The sequence below is a fragment of the Burkholderiales bacterium genome (genome assembly GCA_035560005.1).
Taxonomy (GTDB): domain Bacteria; phylum Pseudomonadota; class Gammaproteobacteria; order Burkholderiales; family Eutrophovitaceae; genus DASRFY01.
In genome coordinates this window covers 13,468-28,355 of record DATMAN010000009.1, presented here as the reverse complement: position 1 = coordinate 28,355, position 14,888 = coordinate 13,468, and the positions used below count along the sequence as shown (strand labels likewise).

The following is a 14,888-nucleotide window of genomic DNA, read 5'->3' as shown; positions in this document are numbered from 1 at the left end:
ATTCTAACCGCAGTGCAGGCCGCAACCGGGGGCTACTTGTGCACCAAAACCGGCACTCTGGAATGCGCCAGCACTTTGGCTGCCTGGCTGCCCAGCAGCACGCCGGCGATCCCGGTGCGCCCATGCGAGGCCATGAAGATGAGATCGCACTTTTTCCTGCGGGCAGCCTCGACGATCGCCTGCCAGGGCGCGAGGCTGGGCAGAGCGTACTGGTCGTAGCGCACGCGGCGACGTGCGGCTTCCTTCGCCGCATGGCCCAGAATCCTCTCGGTGATGCGCTTGCTCTGTTTCTCCCACTGTGCGCGCGACACCAGCTCCGGCGGGAAATACTCGCCGTAACTCAGCACTTCGTATTGCTCCGGTGAATAGAATCCGGTGACCCTGGCGCCAAGCTTGCTCGCAAGGGCGATTCCGGCTTTCACCGCCTTCTTCGACAACGCCGATCCGTCGGTTGGCAGCAAGATGTGACGGTACATGGTTGGTTCCTCCTGCACGGGATTTCAGTGTGCCTGCCGGACGGGTGCCGGCCATTGATTTCGATCAAAGGGCGGCGGCGGTCCGCGCTTCGGTTATAGTGCGGCGGTTTTCCCGTTGACTGCGATGACCTCGTACACGCTCCAGGTGCTCAGGCTGCTCCAGGACGGCGAGTTCCATTCGGGAGAGGATCTCGGTCGCGCGCTGCGGATCTCGCGCGAGTCGGTGTCCAATGCGCTCGACGACGTGGAGCAGCACGGGCTGAAGCTGGAGCGCGTGCGCGGCCGTGGCTATCGGCTGCTCACGCCAGTCCAGTGGCTCGATGCCACGCGCATCACGGCAGCCATGGGCGCCAGTGCCGAGCGACTGTCCTTGGAACTGGTCGACCAGACCGCGTCGACCAACGACGATCTGCTCGCCGCGCTCGCCCGGGGCGCGGGGTCCGGTCTGGTGCGGGTGGCGGAATTGCAGACCCACGGTCGCGGGCGTCGCGGCAGACGCTGGCACGCGGGGCTGGGCGGTGCCCTGACGTTCTCGATCCTGTGGCGCTTCGCGCAAGGGGCGGGTCTGCTCTCAGGGTTGTCGCTGGCGGTCGGTGTCGCACTGCTGCGAGTGGTTAGGCGGCACGGCGTGAGCGACGCGATGCTGAAGTGGCCCAACGATCTGCTGTGGCGTCATCGCAAACTCGCGGGCATTCTCATCGAGCTGGCCGGCGACGTGGTGGGACCGACCGCCGCCGTGATCGGGGTCGGTCTCAACGTGCGTTTGCCTCGGTCGGTGATCGACGAGATCGACCAGCCGGTCGTGGACCTGGCGCAGATCGGCGTCGAGGTCGATCGCAACGTGCTGCTTGGAGAGCTGCTCGCGCAGATCGAGGCTGTCCTGACGCAGTTCTCCACGCAAGGTTTCGCACCGTTTGCACAGGAATGGAATCGAGCGCATGCCTACCACGATAAAATGGTGCGGTTGCGCATGCCGGACAACACCATGCAGGAAGGACGCGTGGCGGGCGTGGCGCCGGACGGCGCACTGATGCTCGCCGTGCGTTCCGGCACGCGCAAGTACTACGGCGGGGAGCTCACGCTGCGACCCGTAAAATCCTGATCCGAATCCTGCCGTGTCCAGCGATGCGCTGATTCTTGCGATCGACGCCGGCAACAGCCGCGTGAAGTGGGCGTTGCACGACGGCTGCGATTTCGTGCTGGACGGGCGGCGCGTTCTGGCGGAAGCCGAACAGCTGCGGCACGACTGGGCCGGCCTGGCGGCGCCGCACACCGTGATCTCGGCCAACGTGGCCGGCGAAGTCGCGGCGACCGCGATCGCCGCCGCCGCCGCCCCTTGGGGCCGTCAGGTGCGATTCGTCGCCGCGCGTGCCCAGCAGTGCGGCGTGAAAAGCCGCTATGCCGACCCGACCCAGCTCGGTGCTGATCGCTGGGCGGCGCTGATCGCGGCGCGGGCGCTCGGCGCCGCGCCGCGCCTGGTGATCTGCGCTGGCACTGCGGTGACCATCGATGCGCTGCTGGAGGACGGCACCTTCCCGGGCGGGATCATTCTTCCCGGATTCGACCTGATGCACGATGTCCTGGCTTCGAGTACCGCACAGCTAAGCGCACAGCGCGGCGAGTTCCGCGAGTTCCCGCGCAGCACGCCCGAGGCCATCAGCAGCGGCGCGATCCAGGCCATCTGCGGGGCGATCGAACGCATGCACGAGCTGTTGTGGGCGCAAGCCGGATCCGAACCGGATATCGTGGTGAGCGGCGGCAGCGCGCAGCTCCTCGCACGCCATTTGCACCGCCCGGTGCAGGTGCGCGACAGGCTCGTGCTCGAGGGCTTGATCCGCATTGCGGGGACGCCGGAATGAGATGGCTGGTTGCCGGACTCGCGTTGCTCAACGTCGGCCTCGCCGGCTACCTCTTTCTGGGGTACGTGCGCGTCGACCCGGATGCGCAGGTGATCCACCGCCAGGTCAACGCCGAGGAGATCCGGATCATGTCGCAACCGCCCGCGCCTCCGCCTGCGCGAACTCTTTTGGCCTGCCTTGAGTGGCGCGGCTTTGTCAGCGCGGATCTGCCGAGGGCGCGCGACGCGCTGGCCCGCCTCGCGCTGGGCCCGCGCCTGAGCGAGCGCGAGGTCGGCGCGGTGGCGAGGTGGTGGGTGCACATGCCGCCGCAGGGCTCGCAGGCGGCGATGGAAAGGAAGGCTGGCGAGCTGCGCAATCTCGGAGTCACCGATTTCTATCCGGTGACCGAGTCCGGCCAGTGGCGCTACGCGATTTCGCTGGGTCTTTTCCGCAGCGAAGACGCGGCGCGTACCTACTTGGCGCAGCTCAGAGCGAAGGGCGTGCGCTCGGCGCAACTGACCCAGCGCGACCAGCGCATCGATCAGGCCGCATTCGTGATCCGCGATCCGACTGCAGAAGAGTCCGCCAGGCTGCTCGAGTTGAGCGCGCTTTTTCCGGGAACCGAGCTCAGAGCCGTCAACTGTCCCGCCTGAGCACCGCGACTGGGCGCCGTGCTCATGCCGGCACCAACTGGCGCAGGCCGGTGCCGTTTTCCTTGAGTTCGAGCTTGCGCGAGTGAAACGCCTGCAGCGCAGGGCGGTGTCCGATCGAGATCACCGTGGTGTCCGGCAGCCGCTCGTGCAGCAACCGATAGAGCCTGTTCTCTAGAACTTCGTCGACCGCCGAGGTGGCCTCGTCGAGAAAGAGCCAGGAGGGCTTGATGAGCAATGCGCGCGCGAACGCGATGCGTTGCTGCTCTCCCGGCGATAGCTCTAGCGCCCAATGGCGCGATTCCTCCAGCCTGCCGACAAGATGCGACAAGCTGCACGCTTCCAGCACCTCGGCGACCTGCTCGGAAGTGAATGCGCCGTCGTTCTCCGGATAGGTCACGACCTGCTTGAGCGTGCCGATCGGCACGTAGGGACGTTGCGGCAGAAACAGCACCCGGAAGTTCCTCGGCCGGCGTACCCGTCCCGAGCCGAACGGCCAGATGCCGGCGATCGCACGGAACAGCGTGGTCTTGCCCGAGCCCGAAGGTCCGCGGATGAGCACGCGCTCTCCAGCCTTGACCGCAGCGCTGGAGGGCGCGACCAGCGCCTCGCCATTGGGCAGGCTAAGCGCCACATCCTCGATCACCAGCTCGTCGCGCTCTTCATCGCCGATGGCCACGCCACCGGGCCTGGCGGCGTCCATGCGTGCCTGCTCGATCGCATAGTGGAAGCCGAGCAGCCGGTCCGAGGTTGCCTTCCAGGAGGCAAAGGTGGAGTAGGCTCCGATGAACCAGGAAAGCGCGCCCTGCACCTGACCAAACGCATTGGAGATCTGCATCAGTCCGCCGAGCTGGATGCTGCCTGAGAGGTAGCGCGGCAGACCCACGACGAAGGGAAAAATCACCGCCACCTGGTTGTAGCCGACGGTGAACGAGATGAGGATCTTCTGGCGTCGCATGATCTGCCACCAGTTCTGCACGACGTTGGCGAAACGGGCGCCGAAGGTCTTCAATTCGTCTTGTTCGCCTTCGTACAGCGCGACGCTTTCGCTGTTCTCGCGAAAACGGACCAGCGCGAAGCGGAAGTCCGCCTCGTAGCGCTGCTGGTTGAAGTTCAACCCGATCAGCGGCCGGCCGATGCGGTGCGTCAGCCAGCTGCCGCCGACGGCATAGATCAGCGCGGCCCAGACCATGTATCCGGGGATGACGATCTCGCCGCCGTTGTAGGCAAAGGTGAGCGGGCCGGAAACGGTCCACAGGATGCCGACGAAAGATACCAGCGTGACGACCGCATTGAGCAGACCCAGGCTCAGGCTGAGCGTGTCGTCGACGAACAGCTTCAGGTCCTCGGCGATGCGCTGATCAGGGTTGTCCGTCGGCGCGCCGGTCAGTTGCAGGCGGTAATAGATGCGTTCGGCCAGCCACTCCTTGAGGTACTTGTCGGTCATCCAGCGCCGCCATTTGATTTGCAGCATCTGGTTCAGATAGAAGGCGTACACCGCCATCACGATGTAGATCGCCGCAAGCACGCAGAAACGGCCGATCTGTTTCCAGGTCTCATCCTTGTTCTTGTCCTGCAGCGCGTTGTAGAAGAGGTTGTACCACTCGTTGAATTGCACGCTCATGTACACCATGGCAAGCGTGAGCCCGATCACGGCGCCGAGCAGCAGCCAGGCCGAGAACTTCTCTTCCGAACGCCAGTAGGGTTTGACGAGCGACCATGTGTCGCGCCAGAAATTGGCTCTTGCGGGCATTTTCATTCCCTTCTGCGAAGACTTGAAGCGGTACCTTACGAGGCGCGGATTCTGGACAGCAGCGCGGTGGTGGAGCGTTCGAACTCGAATGGGATCGACTGCACGCGCCCGCCCCAGCTCATCACTTCGCCTGCGCCGACGATTCTGTCGACCGGCCAGTCGCCGCCTTTGACCAGCACGTCGGGGTGGCATTGCCGGATGCAGTCGAGCGGGGTGTCCTGCTCGAACCAGGTGACCAGGTCCACCATTTCGAGCGCGGCGATGACGGTCACGCGGTCTTCGAGCGTGTTGATCGGCCGTTCGGGACCTTTGCCCAGCCGTCGTGCCGATTCATCGGTATTGAGCGCCACCACCAGGCTTTGACCCAGCGCGCGGGCGCGGGCGAGGTAGGTTACGTGGCCGCGATGCAGGATGTCGAACACGCCGTTGGTGAAGACCAGCGGGCGCGGCAGCGTGGCAAGGCGCCGGGGCAATTCGGCAGGAGGGCAGATCTTCGCTTCGAAAGGGGGGCGCATGGTGGTTCGTGCGAAGACGCCATGATACAGGCGCGCCCGCGCCGGGCGACGAGGCTCAGGCCGCCTTCGTGGCGAGCGATTTGCGCTACCGGTTCAGGTCCTGCAGTGCCGCGATCGGCAGTTCGTGGGTGTCCCGGATCGCCGGTTCGCCGCACCACCGAGCCGCGCAGCGTTACCCGCAGCGAGGGGTCGAAATCGCGTCGCACTGCGTCGAGTTCCTGGCTGGTCGGGACCATATCCGGACGAAAACCACACGGGTATGTCGGTTGCGGGGAGCGCGCCCCACCCGGTGATCGCGTTCTTCTTGGTCGTCAAGTCTGCTCGATGGCCGCGCATGCGTGTTGTATCCGCCACGTCTGGACCAGTTGGAGGATCTGTTGGAGTTCGGCCAGAAGCGATACGCCATCGATCGCCTTGCGAATGCGTCTCACCGATGCACCGCCGGCGCAAAGAACGGTCGTCTCGGGCAGCATCGAGCGCAGCTCCCGCAAGCCTTCCACGGTCCTGGTTTCCTGATAGGCCGCGCTGAAGCTCAATGCCACGATGTCCGCGCGATGAGCCTGCGCGGCCTGCACGATCTCATGCGCCGGGGTTCCGGTGCCGAGCGCGATGCACCGGGCACCTTCGAGCGTGAGCAGAGCCTCCACCATGAGCAGGCCGAGCGCGTGCAGCTCGTTGGGCAGCGTGGTCAGCAGCACCCGCGGCGTGCCGCCCTGGGTCTGCACGCCCGCGATCGCGTTGCGCAGCAGGCTTTGCATGACCTCGGTGTACAGATGTTCCTCGAACACGGCGAGATAGCCGCGCATCCAGGCTTCGCCCACCGCGTCGTTGAGTGCAGCCACCGTGTCCAGTACGAAGGTCCGGAGGCCTTGCCGGGCCATGGCCTGCGCGAGGTGGCGGCGCAGTTCGCCGAGCTGATGAGATTTGATCAGCCGCAGGAAGATCTCGATGTCCTGACGTGGGACGGCGCGCTCCGCAGTTTGCGCACCGAGTGCCGCGAGTTCCTGGAGCGACATCGAAATGATCCGTCCGGGGCGCTCTCCGCGATCGAGCAAACGCTTCAGCAGACGGAGTTTTTCTACCTGGGTGGAAGGGTAAATCCGCTCGCCATTGGCGTCGCGCAGCGGAGCCGGGAAACCGTAGCGTCGTTCCCACATGCGCAGGGTGTCCTTGCTTAGGCCGGTATCGCGTTCCACCGAGCTGATGCTGCTCAGTGCTTCCTTGAGCGCCGTACCCATTATTATGTCCTGGACAAACTTTTGACTACTTCGGAAGAACGCCTCAATATTACCGAAATGCTCACTGTCTGACTAGGACATACGCTCATGTGCGAGCGCGCACTGATGTGTTGTTGCTGGCTGTGGTGTGTCTGCCATCGGGCAGCCCACCCCATACGGATGGCGCGGCTTGGCCCGACCTCGCGGCCTATTTGGCATTCCATAGGCAGGCGCTGTCCGCTGGCGCACTACCGGCCGAGGCGCAGGCACCAGTGCAGGGCATCGGGTCAAAGCAACCTGGGCAAGACGTCTGTGCGCTTCGGAGCTGAGTGACGCGCGCAGGGCGCGCGTTGCCCGAGAAAGAACAGAGGCCGAACCGGGCGTGGCGCCCATACTGGTTCAGCTTGGGTCAGTGCGAAAGCATCTGGCAAGAACCCGGGAAATTTCCCTCCCCGGCTCGGGTTCGGCCGGTTCCACGCGCAGGCGCCGCCTGCCGCGGAGCTGATCCAAGCTGAGCCTCATGGCCAAGAGCGATGCGTTTCACGACATGCGCAAAGTGGCACGGATTGAGTGGATTTTCCCGCACACGTTCAACCGAATCTCGGAGCCGAGTTTTCGGTTGGGGCAGTGGATAACGCGGGGGACCTGGTGCCTGCCCTGGGAATTCCGCTTCGCAATCCGGCGGCTGCGGGGCGGGGGACACTCGTTGTGCGGGGTCGGCCAACTGCGCTTCGGCTCCGATGGCAGGGCGACCCATCGCCACGACTATCCGGACGCCGTAGAACTCTACGCCAGGCTGCCGCACAGACTTGCGTGATGAGCCGCTACGACGACGTGGTGATGTGGTTTCGCAGGGATTTGCGCGCGTACGACCACGCCGCGCTGTCCCTGGCGCTGCGCTGCGCGCGCCGCGTGCACTGTGTCTTCGTGTTCGACACTGAAATTCTCGACGCGCTGGTCGCTCGCGCCGACCGCAGGGTGGAGTTCATCTGGAGCAGCGTGCGCGAGCTCAAGCTCGCCCTGGAGCGCATCGGAGGCGGCCTGCACGTGCTTCACGGCCGGGCGCGCGATGCGATTCCGCACATCGCGGCGCGACTGTCCGCGGGCGCGGTGTTCGCCAACCGCGACTATGAACCAGCGGCCAGGGCGCGCGACGAAGCAGTGGGCTCGCGGCTCCTGGCCGACGGGCGCACGCTGCATCTGTTCAAGGATCAGGTTATTTTCGATCCCGACGAGATTCTGACCACTCAGGGCACGCCGTTCACCGTCTTTGCGCCATACAGGCGCGCGTGGCTCGCGCGAATCGCGCCGGCGTACTTGAGGTCCTGGCCGGTCGAGCGCCACCGGGATGCACTGGCTCCTGCGCCCGAATCCAGGATGCCGACACTCGAGGATCTGGGGTTCGTGCCGACCGATCTGGGACGGCTCGGCCTACCGGCCGGGACGTCCGGTGCGCGGGTGCTGTTCGACGAATTTCTCGCGCGGATCGACGCCTACCAGCAACGGCGCGATTACCCGGCGCTCCACGGTCCTTCCTACTTGTCGGTGCACCTTCGCTTCGGCACAGCGTCGATCCGGGAGCTGGTGCGCGCAGCCTGGTCGCACGACAGCGATGGCGCGCGCGCATGGCTCGTCGAGCTGATCTGGCGGGAATTCTATTTCGCGATCCTGCACCACTTCCCGTACGTCAGCGAACGGGCTTTTCAGCCGCGCCGCGAGGCGCTGCGCTTCCCCAACCCGCCTGGCCATTTCGCCGCCTGGTGCGAGGCGCGCACCGGGTACCCCATCGTCGACGCCGCGATGCGCCAAATCAACCAGACCGGCTACATGCACAACCGCCTGCGCATGATCGCTGCGTCGTTTCTGGTCAAAGATCTGCACGTGGACTGGCGCTTGGGCGAACGCTACTTTGCCGCCCGCCTGAACGACTTCGACTTGGCGGCCAACAACGGCAACTGGCAGTGGGTGGCGTCCACCGGCTGCGACGCGCAGCCCTATTTCCGTATCCTCAATCCGGTGCTGCAATCGAAGAAGTTTGATCCCGAAGGCGAATTCATCCGGCGTTATCTTCCGGAGCTCGCCCGGGTGCCCGCGGAATACATCCACGAACCTTGGATGATGCCGCGCGACGTGCAGCACACGGCAGGCTGCCTCGTCGGGAAGGACTATCCAGCGCCGCTAGTCGATCACAGCCACGCGCGACAGCGGACGCTGGAAATCTACGGCATGGCGCGCGAGCACAGGTCGGTCAGTCAAGATATTCAAACACCTTGACTACCCGCTGCACGCCTCCGGTGGTGGCGGCCGTCTGAGCCGCTTCTTCCGCTTCGGCTCGGGTGACAAGGCCCATCAGATACACGGTCCCGCTTTCGGTCACCACTTTCACGTGGTTGGCGCTGACGTTCTTGTTCTGAACCAGGCGACCCTTGACGCGCGTGCTGAGCAGGCCGTCGTTGCTGCGGGCCATGAGCGAGGTTGCCCCGGCGATCGCCAGTTCGTTCTGAACATTGCGTACGTTGGGCACTTCCAGCACCAGGAGAGCGACCTCATTCTTGATCTCCTCGCTCGGAACCTGACCGGTGAGCAGGACGAAGCGGTTGAAGCTGGTCACGTTCACGCGCACCTGGTCGTCAAAACGCTCCTTGATCCGGTTCGCAGCCTTGATTTCGATGGTCTGGTCTTCCAGCATCGTCGCGCCAGTGCGGCGATCCTCCGCCATCATCACGCCGGCGCCGACTCCGGCGCCGATGAGTAACGGCGCGCAAGCCTGAAGAGAAAGGATCGCGGTCGCGACGAGCAGGGGAACGTGCAGGCTGGCTCTCATTTACTCCGCTCCGAGTAGAAGGCAATCGATAGCATCGCACAAGCAGTGCAGGCACAACAGGTGTACTTCCTGAATACGCGCCGTCTTGTCCGCCGGGACGCAGATGTGAATGTCGTCGGCATTCAGCTCTTCCGATGTTCTGCCTCCGCCCTTTCCGGTCAGCGCGATCACCGTCATTCGCCGGTCGTGGGCGGCGCGGATCGCCTCGATCACGTTGGGTGAATTGCCGCTGGTGGAAATGGCGAGCAGCACGTCGCCCGGATGGCCGAGCCCCCGGACCTGCTTGGAGAACACCTGGTTGTAGTCGTAGTCGTTGGCGATCGAAGTCAGGGTCGACGTGTCGGTCGTCAGTGCGACCGCGGCAAGCGGCGGCCGCTCCATCTCGAAGCGGTTCAGCAGTTCTGCCGCGAAGTGCTGCGCGTCGGCGGCCGACCCGCCGTTGCCGCAAGCCAGGATCTTGCCCTCCTTCATCAGGCATCGGACCATGCGCTCCGAAGCCCGCGCTAGCGGTTCCGACAGCAGCTCCATGGCGCGGAGCTTCAGGTGCGCGCTGTCAGCGAAGTGCTGGTTGATGCGGGCAAGAAGATCCATCTGCACGGCCAGGTCGTTTGCGCAGGCGAATTATTGCACAAGGCCTGCCGAATCGAATGCTCACTCACTGATGGCGTCTCGCAGCCAGCACAGCTTGCCGTCGCCGTCCAGCAACACGGCGTCGAAACGGCATTCCGCCAGCGCACCGCGAGCCGACATGTAATGCTTGGCGGCGCTGAGCAGGCGCCGGCGCTTGAAGGCGGTGATGCTTTCGAGCGCCCCACCGAACCGGCTGGAGGTTCGAAGTCGCACTTCCACGAAAACCAGCGCCGAGCCTTCACGCATCACCAGATCGATCTCGCCGAGCCGGCAGCGATAATTGCGCTCGAGCAGCTTCATTCCCTGCCGCTCGAGATAGGCGAGCGCGACGTCCTCCGCTTGCTGGCCCGCGTCGCTCATTGCGGCGCAGCGTGCAGCGGGCGCACCGTGCCGCCTACGAACTGGGCCGGAACGAGCGCACGCGAAAAGTGCTGCCCTGCCTCGAGAGCGATGGTACCCGTGACGCCATCCAGCGGTCCGCGCCAGCCCGGATCGTCGAGGAGCGCGCGCGCGATGCGATAGGCGTCGATCCCCAAGGCGTAAAAGCGCTCCTGGTCCAGTGCCCGGGTCTGGATCTCCGGCCGCAGGTAGCTCATGACCGCGGGATGATCGGGCTGCAGCAGCCAGGGCATGTCGAGGAAACGGACGCCGTCCAGATCGTACAGTTCCAGCGGATCCGCGTTCGACGCGAACACCAGCGAAGTGGCATAGATGCTCTGCCGGCTCCCGAGATAGGGACGCGCAAAGCGGGCGCGGGCGGCGTCTACCGTCAAGAAAATGGTGTCGGCGGAGGTGGTGGCCAGCCGCTCGCGCAGCTTGGCCAGAGCGGCGACCTCCGTCGTGTAGACGAACTGTTCCGCGATCGTGCCCCTGAGGCGTCTCCACTCATCGGTGAAGGCCTGCGCGATGCGGCGGTCCAGTGCGGCGTCGCGCATGACGACAAATACCGATTTGCCACCCTGCTTGAGCGCGTATCTCGCAACCTGCCGTGCTTCGGATTCGATCTGCAGCCCGAACACGTAGAGTTGCGGCGGAAGGCGGATGTCCGTTTCCGGCGCATTGAGCGCGATGGTCGGCACCAAGACCTGCCCGCTCGAGGCGAGCGAGGAGACGCCGTTGCGCGTCAGCGGGCCGATCGCGGCCAGCGCCCCGGTGGAAATGGCGCGCCGATACGCGTCGAGAATGCGCGCCGGTTCCTCGGTGGTCGCGTACACCACCACCGGCAGTGCATCCTGTTGCAGGCCGGCCGCGGCGAACACGCCCAGCCGCACCGAGTCGGCGTGCTTGCCGAAAGATACGGACTGCAAAGGCAGAATGATCGCGATGTGCGGCTGTGTGAGCAAAACGCCATCCGGCCGCGATGGCTCCTCCTGCGCGGCCGCCGGCTGAATGGCGAACGGAACGCTCGCCCAGTATAGTAGCGCGAGCAGCAGCCACGGGACCAAGCGAAGTTGCATAACGCTGAAGACGAGGTGAGAGGCGGCACATTATATGTGGTCGCTACGCCCATCGGAAACCTGCGCGATGTCACGCTTCGTGCACTCGACGTCTTGGCGAGCGTCGACGTGATTGCCGCGGAGGATACGCGCCAGACGCAGAAGCTGCTCGCCCGGCACGGAATCTCCGCGCGTCCGATTTCCGTTCGGCAGCACAACGAGCGCGCAGCCGCCGAGGGCATCGGCAAGCTGCTGTCCTCCGGCAAATCGGTTGCGCTAGTGACCGACGCGGGGACTCCGGGCGTGAGCGACCCCGGCGCGCGGGTCGTCGCATGGGCGAGGAAGCGAGGTTTCCGCGTCATGCCGGTGCCCGGCCCGAGCGCGCTTACCGCCGCGCTGTCGGTCTGCGGGATCGCGTGGCCGAGGTTCTTGTTTGCGGGGTTCCTGCCAGCCAAGCGGAGCGAGCGCGCGAGGTCGCTCGAAGCGCTCGCGAGCGCGCAGGACGCGATGGTGTTCTTCGAGGCGCCCCATCGGGTCGTCGAGACGTTGCAGGACATGGCACGCGCGTTCGGCGCGGACCGCCGCGTGGTGATCGCCCGTGAGCTGACCAAGCTGTTCGAGGAAGTGCATGAATGCACGCTGGCGCAGGCCGTTGGCTGGATTGCGGAGAACCGGGAACGTGGCCGTGGAGAATTCGTGTTGCTGGTCGAGGGAGCGCACGTACGCCCGCAAACGTCGATCGACCCGGATGCCGAGCGCATGCTGCGCGCGCTGCTGGGAGAGCTTTCGACCACGCAGGCTGCAAAGCTCGTTGCAAAGATCACCGGAGCCCCGAAAGCAAGGCTGTACAGGCTGGCTCTTGAGATAAAAAGCGACGAGAAGCGAGGAGCGACGAATGGCGAAACGAAGCGCAAGCCGCGAGCCTGAAGAACTGGCGAACTGGTCGGCAGGCCTTCGCTGAGTCCGGCATCGAGCAAAGGAAGATGGATCGGCTCTGCATTACTCGTCCCGATGACTGGCACGTGCATCTGCGCGACGGGACCGCGATGCGCAGCGCGGTGGCAGACACGGCGCGCCGCTTCGGCCGCGCCGTCGTAATGCCCAATCTCAACCCGCCGATCGCGAGCACCGCTCAGGCGCTGGACTACCGTGCCCGGATCCTGGAGGCAATTCCGCACGGGCACAGGTTTGCGCCGCTGATGACCTTGTATCTGACCGACAACACCCGACCCGAAGAAATCCGCAGGGCCAAGGCGAGCGGTATCGTACACGCGGTGAAGTATTATCCTGCAGGCGCCACCACGCATTCCGAGTGGGGAGTGACCGATATCCGAAAGTGCTTCGCCGCACTGGAGGAAATGGCGGTGCAGGGTCTGCCTTTGCTCATCCACGGCGAAGTGACCGATGCGTCGGTCGATGTGTTCGATCGTGAGCGCGTCTTCATCGAGCGCGAGCTTCCCAAACTTGTCGAGCGCCTGCCCGCGCTGAGGATCGTTCTCGAGCACATTACCACGGCGCATGCGGTGGAATTCGTACAAGCAGCGCCCGCCAACATCGCGGCCACGATCACGGCCCATCATCTCCTGCTCAACCGCAATGCGCTGTTCCAAGGTGGGCTGCGGCCGCATCACTATTGCCTTCCGGTGCTGAAGCGGGAAGAACACCGCAGGGCGCTCGTGCGGGCAGCTGTGTCCGGCAACCGCAAGTTCTTCCTGGGAACCGATAGTGCTCCGCACGAGCGCGCAAAGAAGGAAGCCGGATGCGGCTGCGCTGGAATCTACACTGCGCACGCGGCGATCGAACTGTATGCCGAAGCCTTCGAGGCGGCCGGCGCACTGGACAGATTGGAAGGCTTTGCCAGTCTTCATGGGCCGGATTTCTACGGTCTGCCGCGCAACGCCGAGACGATCACCTTGCAGAAGCAGCCGTGGACGGTACCGGAACGGCTTGTCTTCGGCGAGAGCGAGCTGGTGCCGCTGCGCGCGGGCCAGCAGGTGGCGTGGCGGCTGATGGATCAATCACACTGAAGGAGGTCGGATATGCGCTGGGTCACGGTGGCGATTGCAGTTGTTATGATGGCTACAAGCGTCGCGGCGGCGGAAATCGATCAATTGCAGAATCTGCAGCAGGCGCAGTTCCGCGCCCTGTCCGAGGATCTCGGGGCGGCGCTTTCCTACAAGCCGCTGGTGCCGGCCGAGCCGCTGGGAGCTGCCGGCTTCGACCTCGGCGTGGAAGTGAGCGTGACCGATCTGCAGGCTGCGGACGCGCTCGAGCAAGCCACCTCGGAGGATGTGCCCGCCGCCCTCCCGATCGCGAGGCTGCACGTGCACAAAGGGCTGCCTTTCGGCTTCGACGTGGGAGCTTCCTACAGCGCGGTGCCGGAGGTCGATGTCAGACTCTGGGGCGTTGAACTGCGCTACGCGATTGTCAAGGGAGGTACCGCGCTGCCGGCGTTGGCGCTGCGCGGCAGCCTGACCCGATTGACCGGGGTGGAGCAGCTCGACATCGACACCCGCGCGCTGGACTTGTCGATCTCCAAGGGTTTTGCGTTTCTCACGCCCTATGCGGGAGTGGGCAGAGTGTGGGTGACCAGCACGCCGAAGAACTTGCCGACGACAGCGCCGAGCGAAGAGGACTTCGGGCTGAACAAGTACTTCGCTGGCCTGAACGTCGCGCTCGGGATCTTCAGCGTCGCCGGCGAAGCGGATCGCACCGGCGATGCCTGGACCTACAGCGCCAAGCTGGCGCTGCGCTTCTAGCGAAGGAACAACGGCGCGAACGGCATCGCGTTCGCGCCGCGGTCGAACGATCCTTCGGGGGAGCTGCGCTTAGACGAAGCTCCGCCGTGGGCGGGGCCCCGGAGCGGCACACATCCAGCTTTCTCGCACCCCTGGTGCCGTGATGACGGTACTCCACCCGGCGCTAGTCTGCCGCGGTTCGGATTCACGGAAAAGCGGGAATCGTCGGCTCGATGCCACCGGGCACCGCTTCGGGATGACGCCGGGCGATCAGTTCGCGAATCTCGTCAGCACGCGTGAAGGGCACGTCGACCATGAGCAGGATCTGACCGGAGTCGAGCGCCGACTGAAACGGACGCAGCTTTGAATTCGGTACACCGGCGCCGACCATGGCTGCGACCCAGGCTCCGAAAACGGCGCCACCGAGACCGGCTACGAGTATGAATGCCAGCGACAATTGCCGCGCCTCGGCCGAGAACAGCATCGCGAGCGCGGCCAGCACGACTCCTGCGAGGCCGCCCAATCCGATGCCCATTTCGGCGCCGTGGACCAAGTCGGTTTTCTGCAGAACCCCTGCTTCGGGAAGCTCTCCCAGCGACACCCCGCGCTTGGCGAGGCAGTGGATACGTCGGAACTCGATACGCGCGAGCAGCAGGTCACGGACCGCCTGCTCGGCGCTCGGCAAATCGGGCAGTACGAAATATAACCTCCGCCTCATGGTGGGCCTCTCCTTGCGAAAGCGGTGGCTCCCTGAGAGCCTGCGCGGCTCCGTTTTGCCTTCTTTGCTTTACCGAATAGCTCGTATCAGTCG

At 65.0% G+C, this 14,888-nt stretch carries 17 protein-coding genes; 8 read left to right on the top strand and 9 right to left on the bottom strand.

The window, feature by feature from the left end; genetic code table 11:
- Positions 1 to 32: 32 nt before the first annotated feature.
- The gene (locus VNM24_00800) at positions 33 to 476 is read right to left on the bottom strand and encodes a universal stress protein (protein ID HWQ37136.1); all 444 of its coding nucleotides are present in this window, start codon (positions 474 to 476) and stop codon (positions 33 to 35) included.
- Positions 477 to 600: 124 nt separating this feature from the next.
- Between VNM24_00800 and VNM24_00795 the strand changes: the two genes are divergently transcribed.
- The 3 genes from VNM24_00795 to VNM24_00785 are packed head-to-tail and all read left to right on the top strand — an operon-like array spanning position 601 to position 2,967.
- On the top strand, positions 601 to 1,578 hold the full coding sequence (locus VNM24_00795) for a biotin--[acetyl-CoA-carboxylase] ligase (GenBank protein ID HWQ37135.1): 978 nt from the start codon (positions 601 to 603) through the stop codon (positions 1,576 to 1,578).
- A 13-nt stretch (positions 1,579 to 1,591) separates the two neighbouring features.
- The gene (locus tag VNM24_00790) at positions 1,592 to 2,335 is read left to right on the top strand and encodes a type III pantothenate kinase (protein HWQ37134.1); all 744 of its coding nucleotides are present in this window, start codon (positions 1,592 to 1,594) and stop codon (positions 2,333 to 2,335) included.
- Positions 2,332 to 2,967 (top strand): SPOR domain-containing protein, encoded by a 636-nt coding sequence (locus tag VNM24_00785; GenBank protein HWQ37133.1) that lies wholly within the window; start codon positions 2,332 to 2,334, stop codon positions 2,965 to 2,967. The genes VNM24_00790 and VNM24_00785 overlap by 4 nt, the downstream gene beginning before the upstream one ends.
- A 22-nt stretch (positions 2,968 to 2,989) precedes the next feature.
- Here the strand turns inward: VNM24_00785 and VNM24_00780 are convergent, their stop codons facing one another.
- From VNM24_00780 to VNM24_00770, 3 genes are all read right to left on the bottom strand, one after another.
- Positions 2,990 to 4,717: an ABC transporter ATP-binding protein/permease gene (locus tag VNM24_00780; protein ID HWQ37132.1), complete on the bottom strand. Its 1,728-nt coding sequence runs from the start codon at positions 4,715 to 4,717 to the stop codon at positions 2,990 to 2,992.
- A 35-nt stretch (positions 4,718 to 4,752) separates the two neighbouring features.
- Positions 4,753 to 5,232, bottom strand: a complete 480-nt coding sequence (gene rfaE2, locus VNM24_00775) for a D-glycero-beta-D-manno-heptose 1-phosphate adenylyltransferase (GenBank protein ID HWQ37131.1) — start codon at positions 5,230 to 5,232, stop codon at positions 4,753 to 4,755.
- Positions 5,233 to 5,543: 311 nt separating this feature from the next.
- A complete protein-coding gene (locus VNM24_00770; protein ID HWQ37130.1) occupies positions 5,544 to 6,470 on the bottom strand; it encodes a cobalamin B12-binding domain-containing protein in 927 nt (308 codons plus the stop codon).
- 499 nt (positions 6,471 to 6,969) lie between these two features.
- Here VNM24_00770 and VNM24_00765 point away from each other — a divergent pair, with 499 nt between their 5' ends.
- Entirely contained in the window at positions 6,970 to 7,266 is a 297-nt protein-coding gene (locus VNM24_00765; protein ID HWQ37129.1) for a hypothetical protein, read from the top strand.
- Positions 7,266 to 8,723 carry a deoxyribodipyrimidine photo-lyase gene (locus VNM24_00760; protein HWQ37128.1) on the top strand — a complete coding sequence of 486 codons (1,458 nt, stop codon included), beginning with the start codon at positions 7,266 to 7,268 and terminating at the stop codon, positions 8,721 to 8,723. The genes VNM24_00765 and VNM24_00760 overlap by 1 nt, the downstream gene beginning before the upstream one ends.
- Here VNM24_00760 and VNM24_00755 read toward each other — a convergent pair.
- Genes VNM24_00755 through VNM24_00740 form a run of 4 tightly spaced genes read right to left on the bottom strand, consistent with a single transcriptional unit; the run spans position 8,698 to position 11,360 of the window.
- A complete protein-coding gene (locus VNM24_00755) occupies positions 8,698 to 9,273 on the bottom strand; it encodes a BON domain-containing protein (protein ID HWQ37127.1) in 576 nt (191 codons plus the stop codon). The genes VNM24_00760 and VNM24_00755 overlap by 26 nt on opposite strands.
- The gene (locus VNM24_00750) at positions 9,274 to 9,864 is read right to left on the bottom strand and encodes a phosphoheptose isomerase (GenBank protein ID HWQ37126.1); all 591 of its coding nucleotides are present in this window, start codon (positions 9,862 to 9,864) and stop codon (positions 9,274 to 9,276) included.
- A gap of 60 nt (positions 9,865 to 9,924) precedes the next feature.
- Complete coding sequence (locus tag VNM24_00745; protein HWQ37125.1) at positions 9,925 to 10,263, bottom strand: YraN family protein; 339 nt, start codon at positions 10,261 to 10,263, stop codon at positions 9,925 to 9,927.
- The gene (locus VNM24_00740; GenBank protein HWQ37124.1) at positions 10,260 to 11,360 is read right to left on the bottom strand and encodes a penicillin-binding protein activator; all 1,101 of its coding nucleotides are present in this window, start codon (positions 11,358 to 11,360) and stop codon (positions 10,260 to 10,262) included. Before VNM24_00740 ends, VNM24_00745 begins: the two co-directional genes overlap by 4 nt.
- Here VNM24_00740 and rsmI point away from each other — a divergent pair.
- From rsmI to VNM24_00725, 3 genes are read left to right on the top strand one after another with little or no spacing between them, the layout of a single operon-like run.
- Entirely contained in the window at positions 11,355 to 12,266 is a 912-nt protein-coding gene (gene rsmI / locus VNM24_00735) for a 16S rRNA (cytidine(1402)-2'-O)-methyltransferase (protein ID HWQ37123.1), read from the top strand. The genes VNM24_00740 and rsmI overlap by 6 nt on opposite strands.
- Positions 12,267 to 12,322: 56 nt before the next feature.
- Complete coding sequence (gene pyrC, locus VNM24_00730) at positions 12,323 to 13,366, top strand: dihydroorotase (GenBank protein ID HWQ37122.1); 1,044 nt, start codon at positions 12,323 to 12,325, stop codon at positions 13,364 to 13,366.
- 12 nt (positions 13,367 to 13,378) lie between these two features.
- Positions 13,379 to 14,098, top strand: coding sequence for a hypothetical protein (locus VNM24_00725; GenBank protein ID HWQ37121.1), 720 nt, complete (start codon positions 13,379 to 13,381; stop codon positions 14,096 to 14,098).
- 184 nt (positions 14,099 to 14,282) lie between these two features.
- Here VNM24_00725 and VNM24_00720 read toward each other — a convergent pair whose 3' ends face one another.
- A complete protein-coding gene (locus VNM24_00720) occupies positions 14,283 to 14,795 on the bottom strand; it encodes a DUF1269 domain-containing protein (GenBank protein HWQ37120.1) in 513 nt (170 codons plus the stop codon).
- Positions 14,796 to 14,888 lie beyond the last annotated feature (93 nt).

What these genes read in the sequence shown, in the direction of transcription:
- VNM24_00800 (HWQ37136.1), bottom strand. Translation starts at nt 476, where the DNA reads ATGTACCGTCACATCTTGCTGCCAACCGACGGATCGGCGTTGTCGAAG.
- VNM24_00795 (HWQ37135.1), top strand. Translation starts at nt 601, where the DNA reads ATGACCTCGTACACGCTCCAGGTGCTCAGGCTGCTCCAGGACGGCGAG.
- VNM24_00785 (HWQ37133.1), top strand. Translation starts at nt 2,332, where the DNA reads ATGAGATGGCTGGTTGCCGGACTCGCGTTGCTCAACGTCGGCCTCGCC.
- VNM24_00780 (HWQ37132.1), bottom strand. Translation starts at nt 4,717, where the DNA reads ATGCCCGCAAGAGCCAATTTCTGGCGCGACACATGGTCGCTCGTCAAA.
- rfaE2 (HWQ37131.1), bottom strand. Translation starts at nt 5,232, where the DNA reads ATGCGCCCCCCTTTCGAAGCGAAGATCTGCCCTCCTGCCGAATTGCCC.
- VNM24_00770 (HWQ37130.1), bottom strand. Translation starts at nt 6,470, where the DNA reads ATGGGTACGGCGCTCAAGGAAGCACTGAGCAGCATCAGCTCGGTGGAA.
- VNM24_00765 (HWQ37129.1), top strand. Translation starts at nt 6,970, where the DNA reads ATGGCCAAGAGCGATGCGTTTCACGACATGCGCAAAGTGGCACGGATT.
- VNM24_00760 (HWQ37128.1), top strand. Translation starts at nt 7,266, where the DNA reads ATGAGCCGCTACGACGACGTGGTGATGTGGTTTCGCAGGGATTTGCGC.
- VNM24_00755 (HWQ37127.1), bottom strand. Translation starts at nt 9,273, where the DNA reads ATGAGAGCCAGCCTGCACGTTCCCCTGCTCGTCGCGACCGCGATCCTT.
- VNM24_00750 (HWQ37126.1), bottom strand. Translation starts at nt 9,864, where the DNA reads ATGGATCTTCTTGCCCGCATCAACCAGCACTTCGCTGACAGCGCGCAC.
- VNM24_00745 (HWQ37125.1), bottom strand. Translation starts at nt 10,263, where the DNA reads ATGAGCGACGCGGGCCAGCAAGCGGAGGACGTCGCGCTCGCCTATCTC.
- VNM24_00740 (HWQ37124.1), bottom strand. Translation starts at nt 11,360, where the DNA reads ATGCAACTTCGCTTGGTCCCGTGGCTGCTGCTCGCGCTACTATACTGG.
- pyrC (HWQ37122.1), top strand. Translation starts at nt 12,323, where the DNA reads ATGGATCGGCTCTGCATTACTCGTCCCGATGACTGGCACGTGCATCTG.
- VNM24_00725 (HWQ37121.1), top strand. Translation starts at nt 13,379, where the DNA reads ATGCGCTGGGTCACGGTGGCGATTGCAGTTGTTATGATGGCTACAAGC.
- VNM24_00720 (HWQ37120.1), bottom strand. Translation starts at nt 14,795, where the DNA reads ATGAGGCGGAGGTTATATTTCGTACTGCCCGATTTGCCGAGCGCCGAG.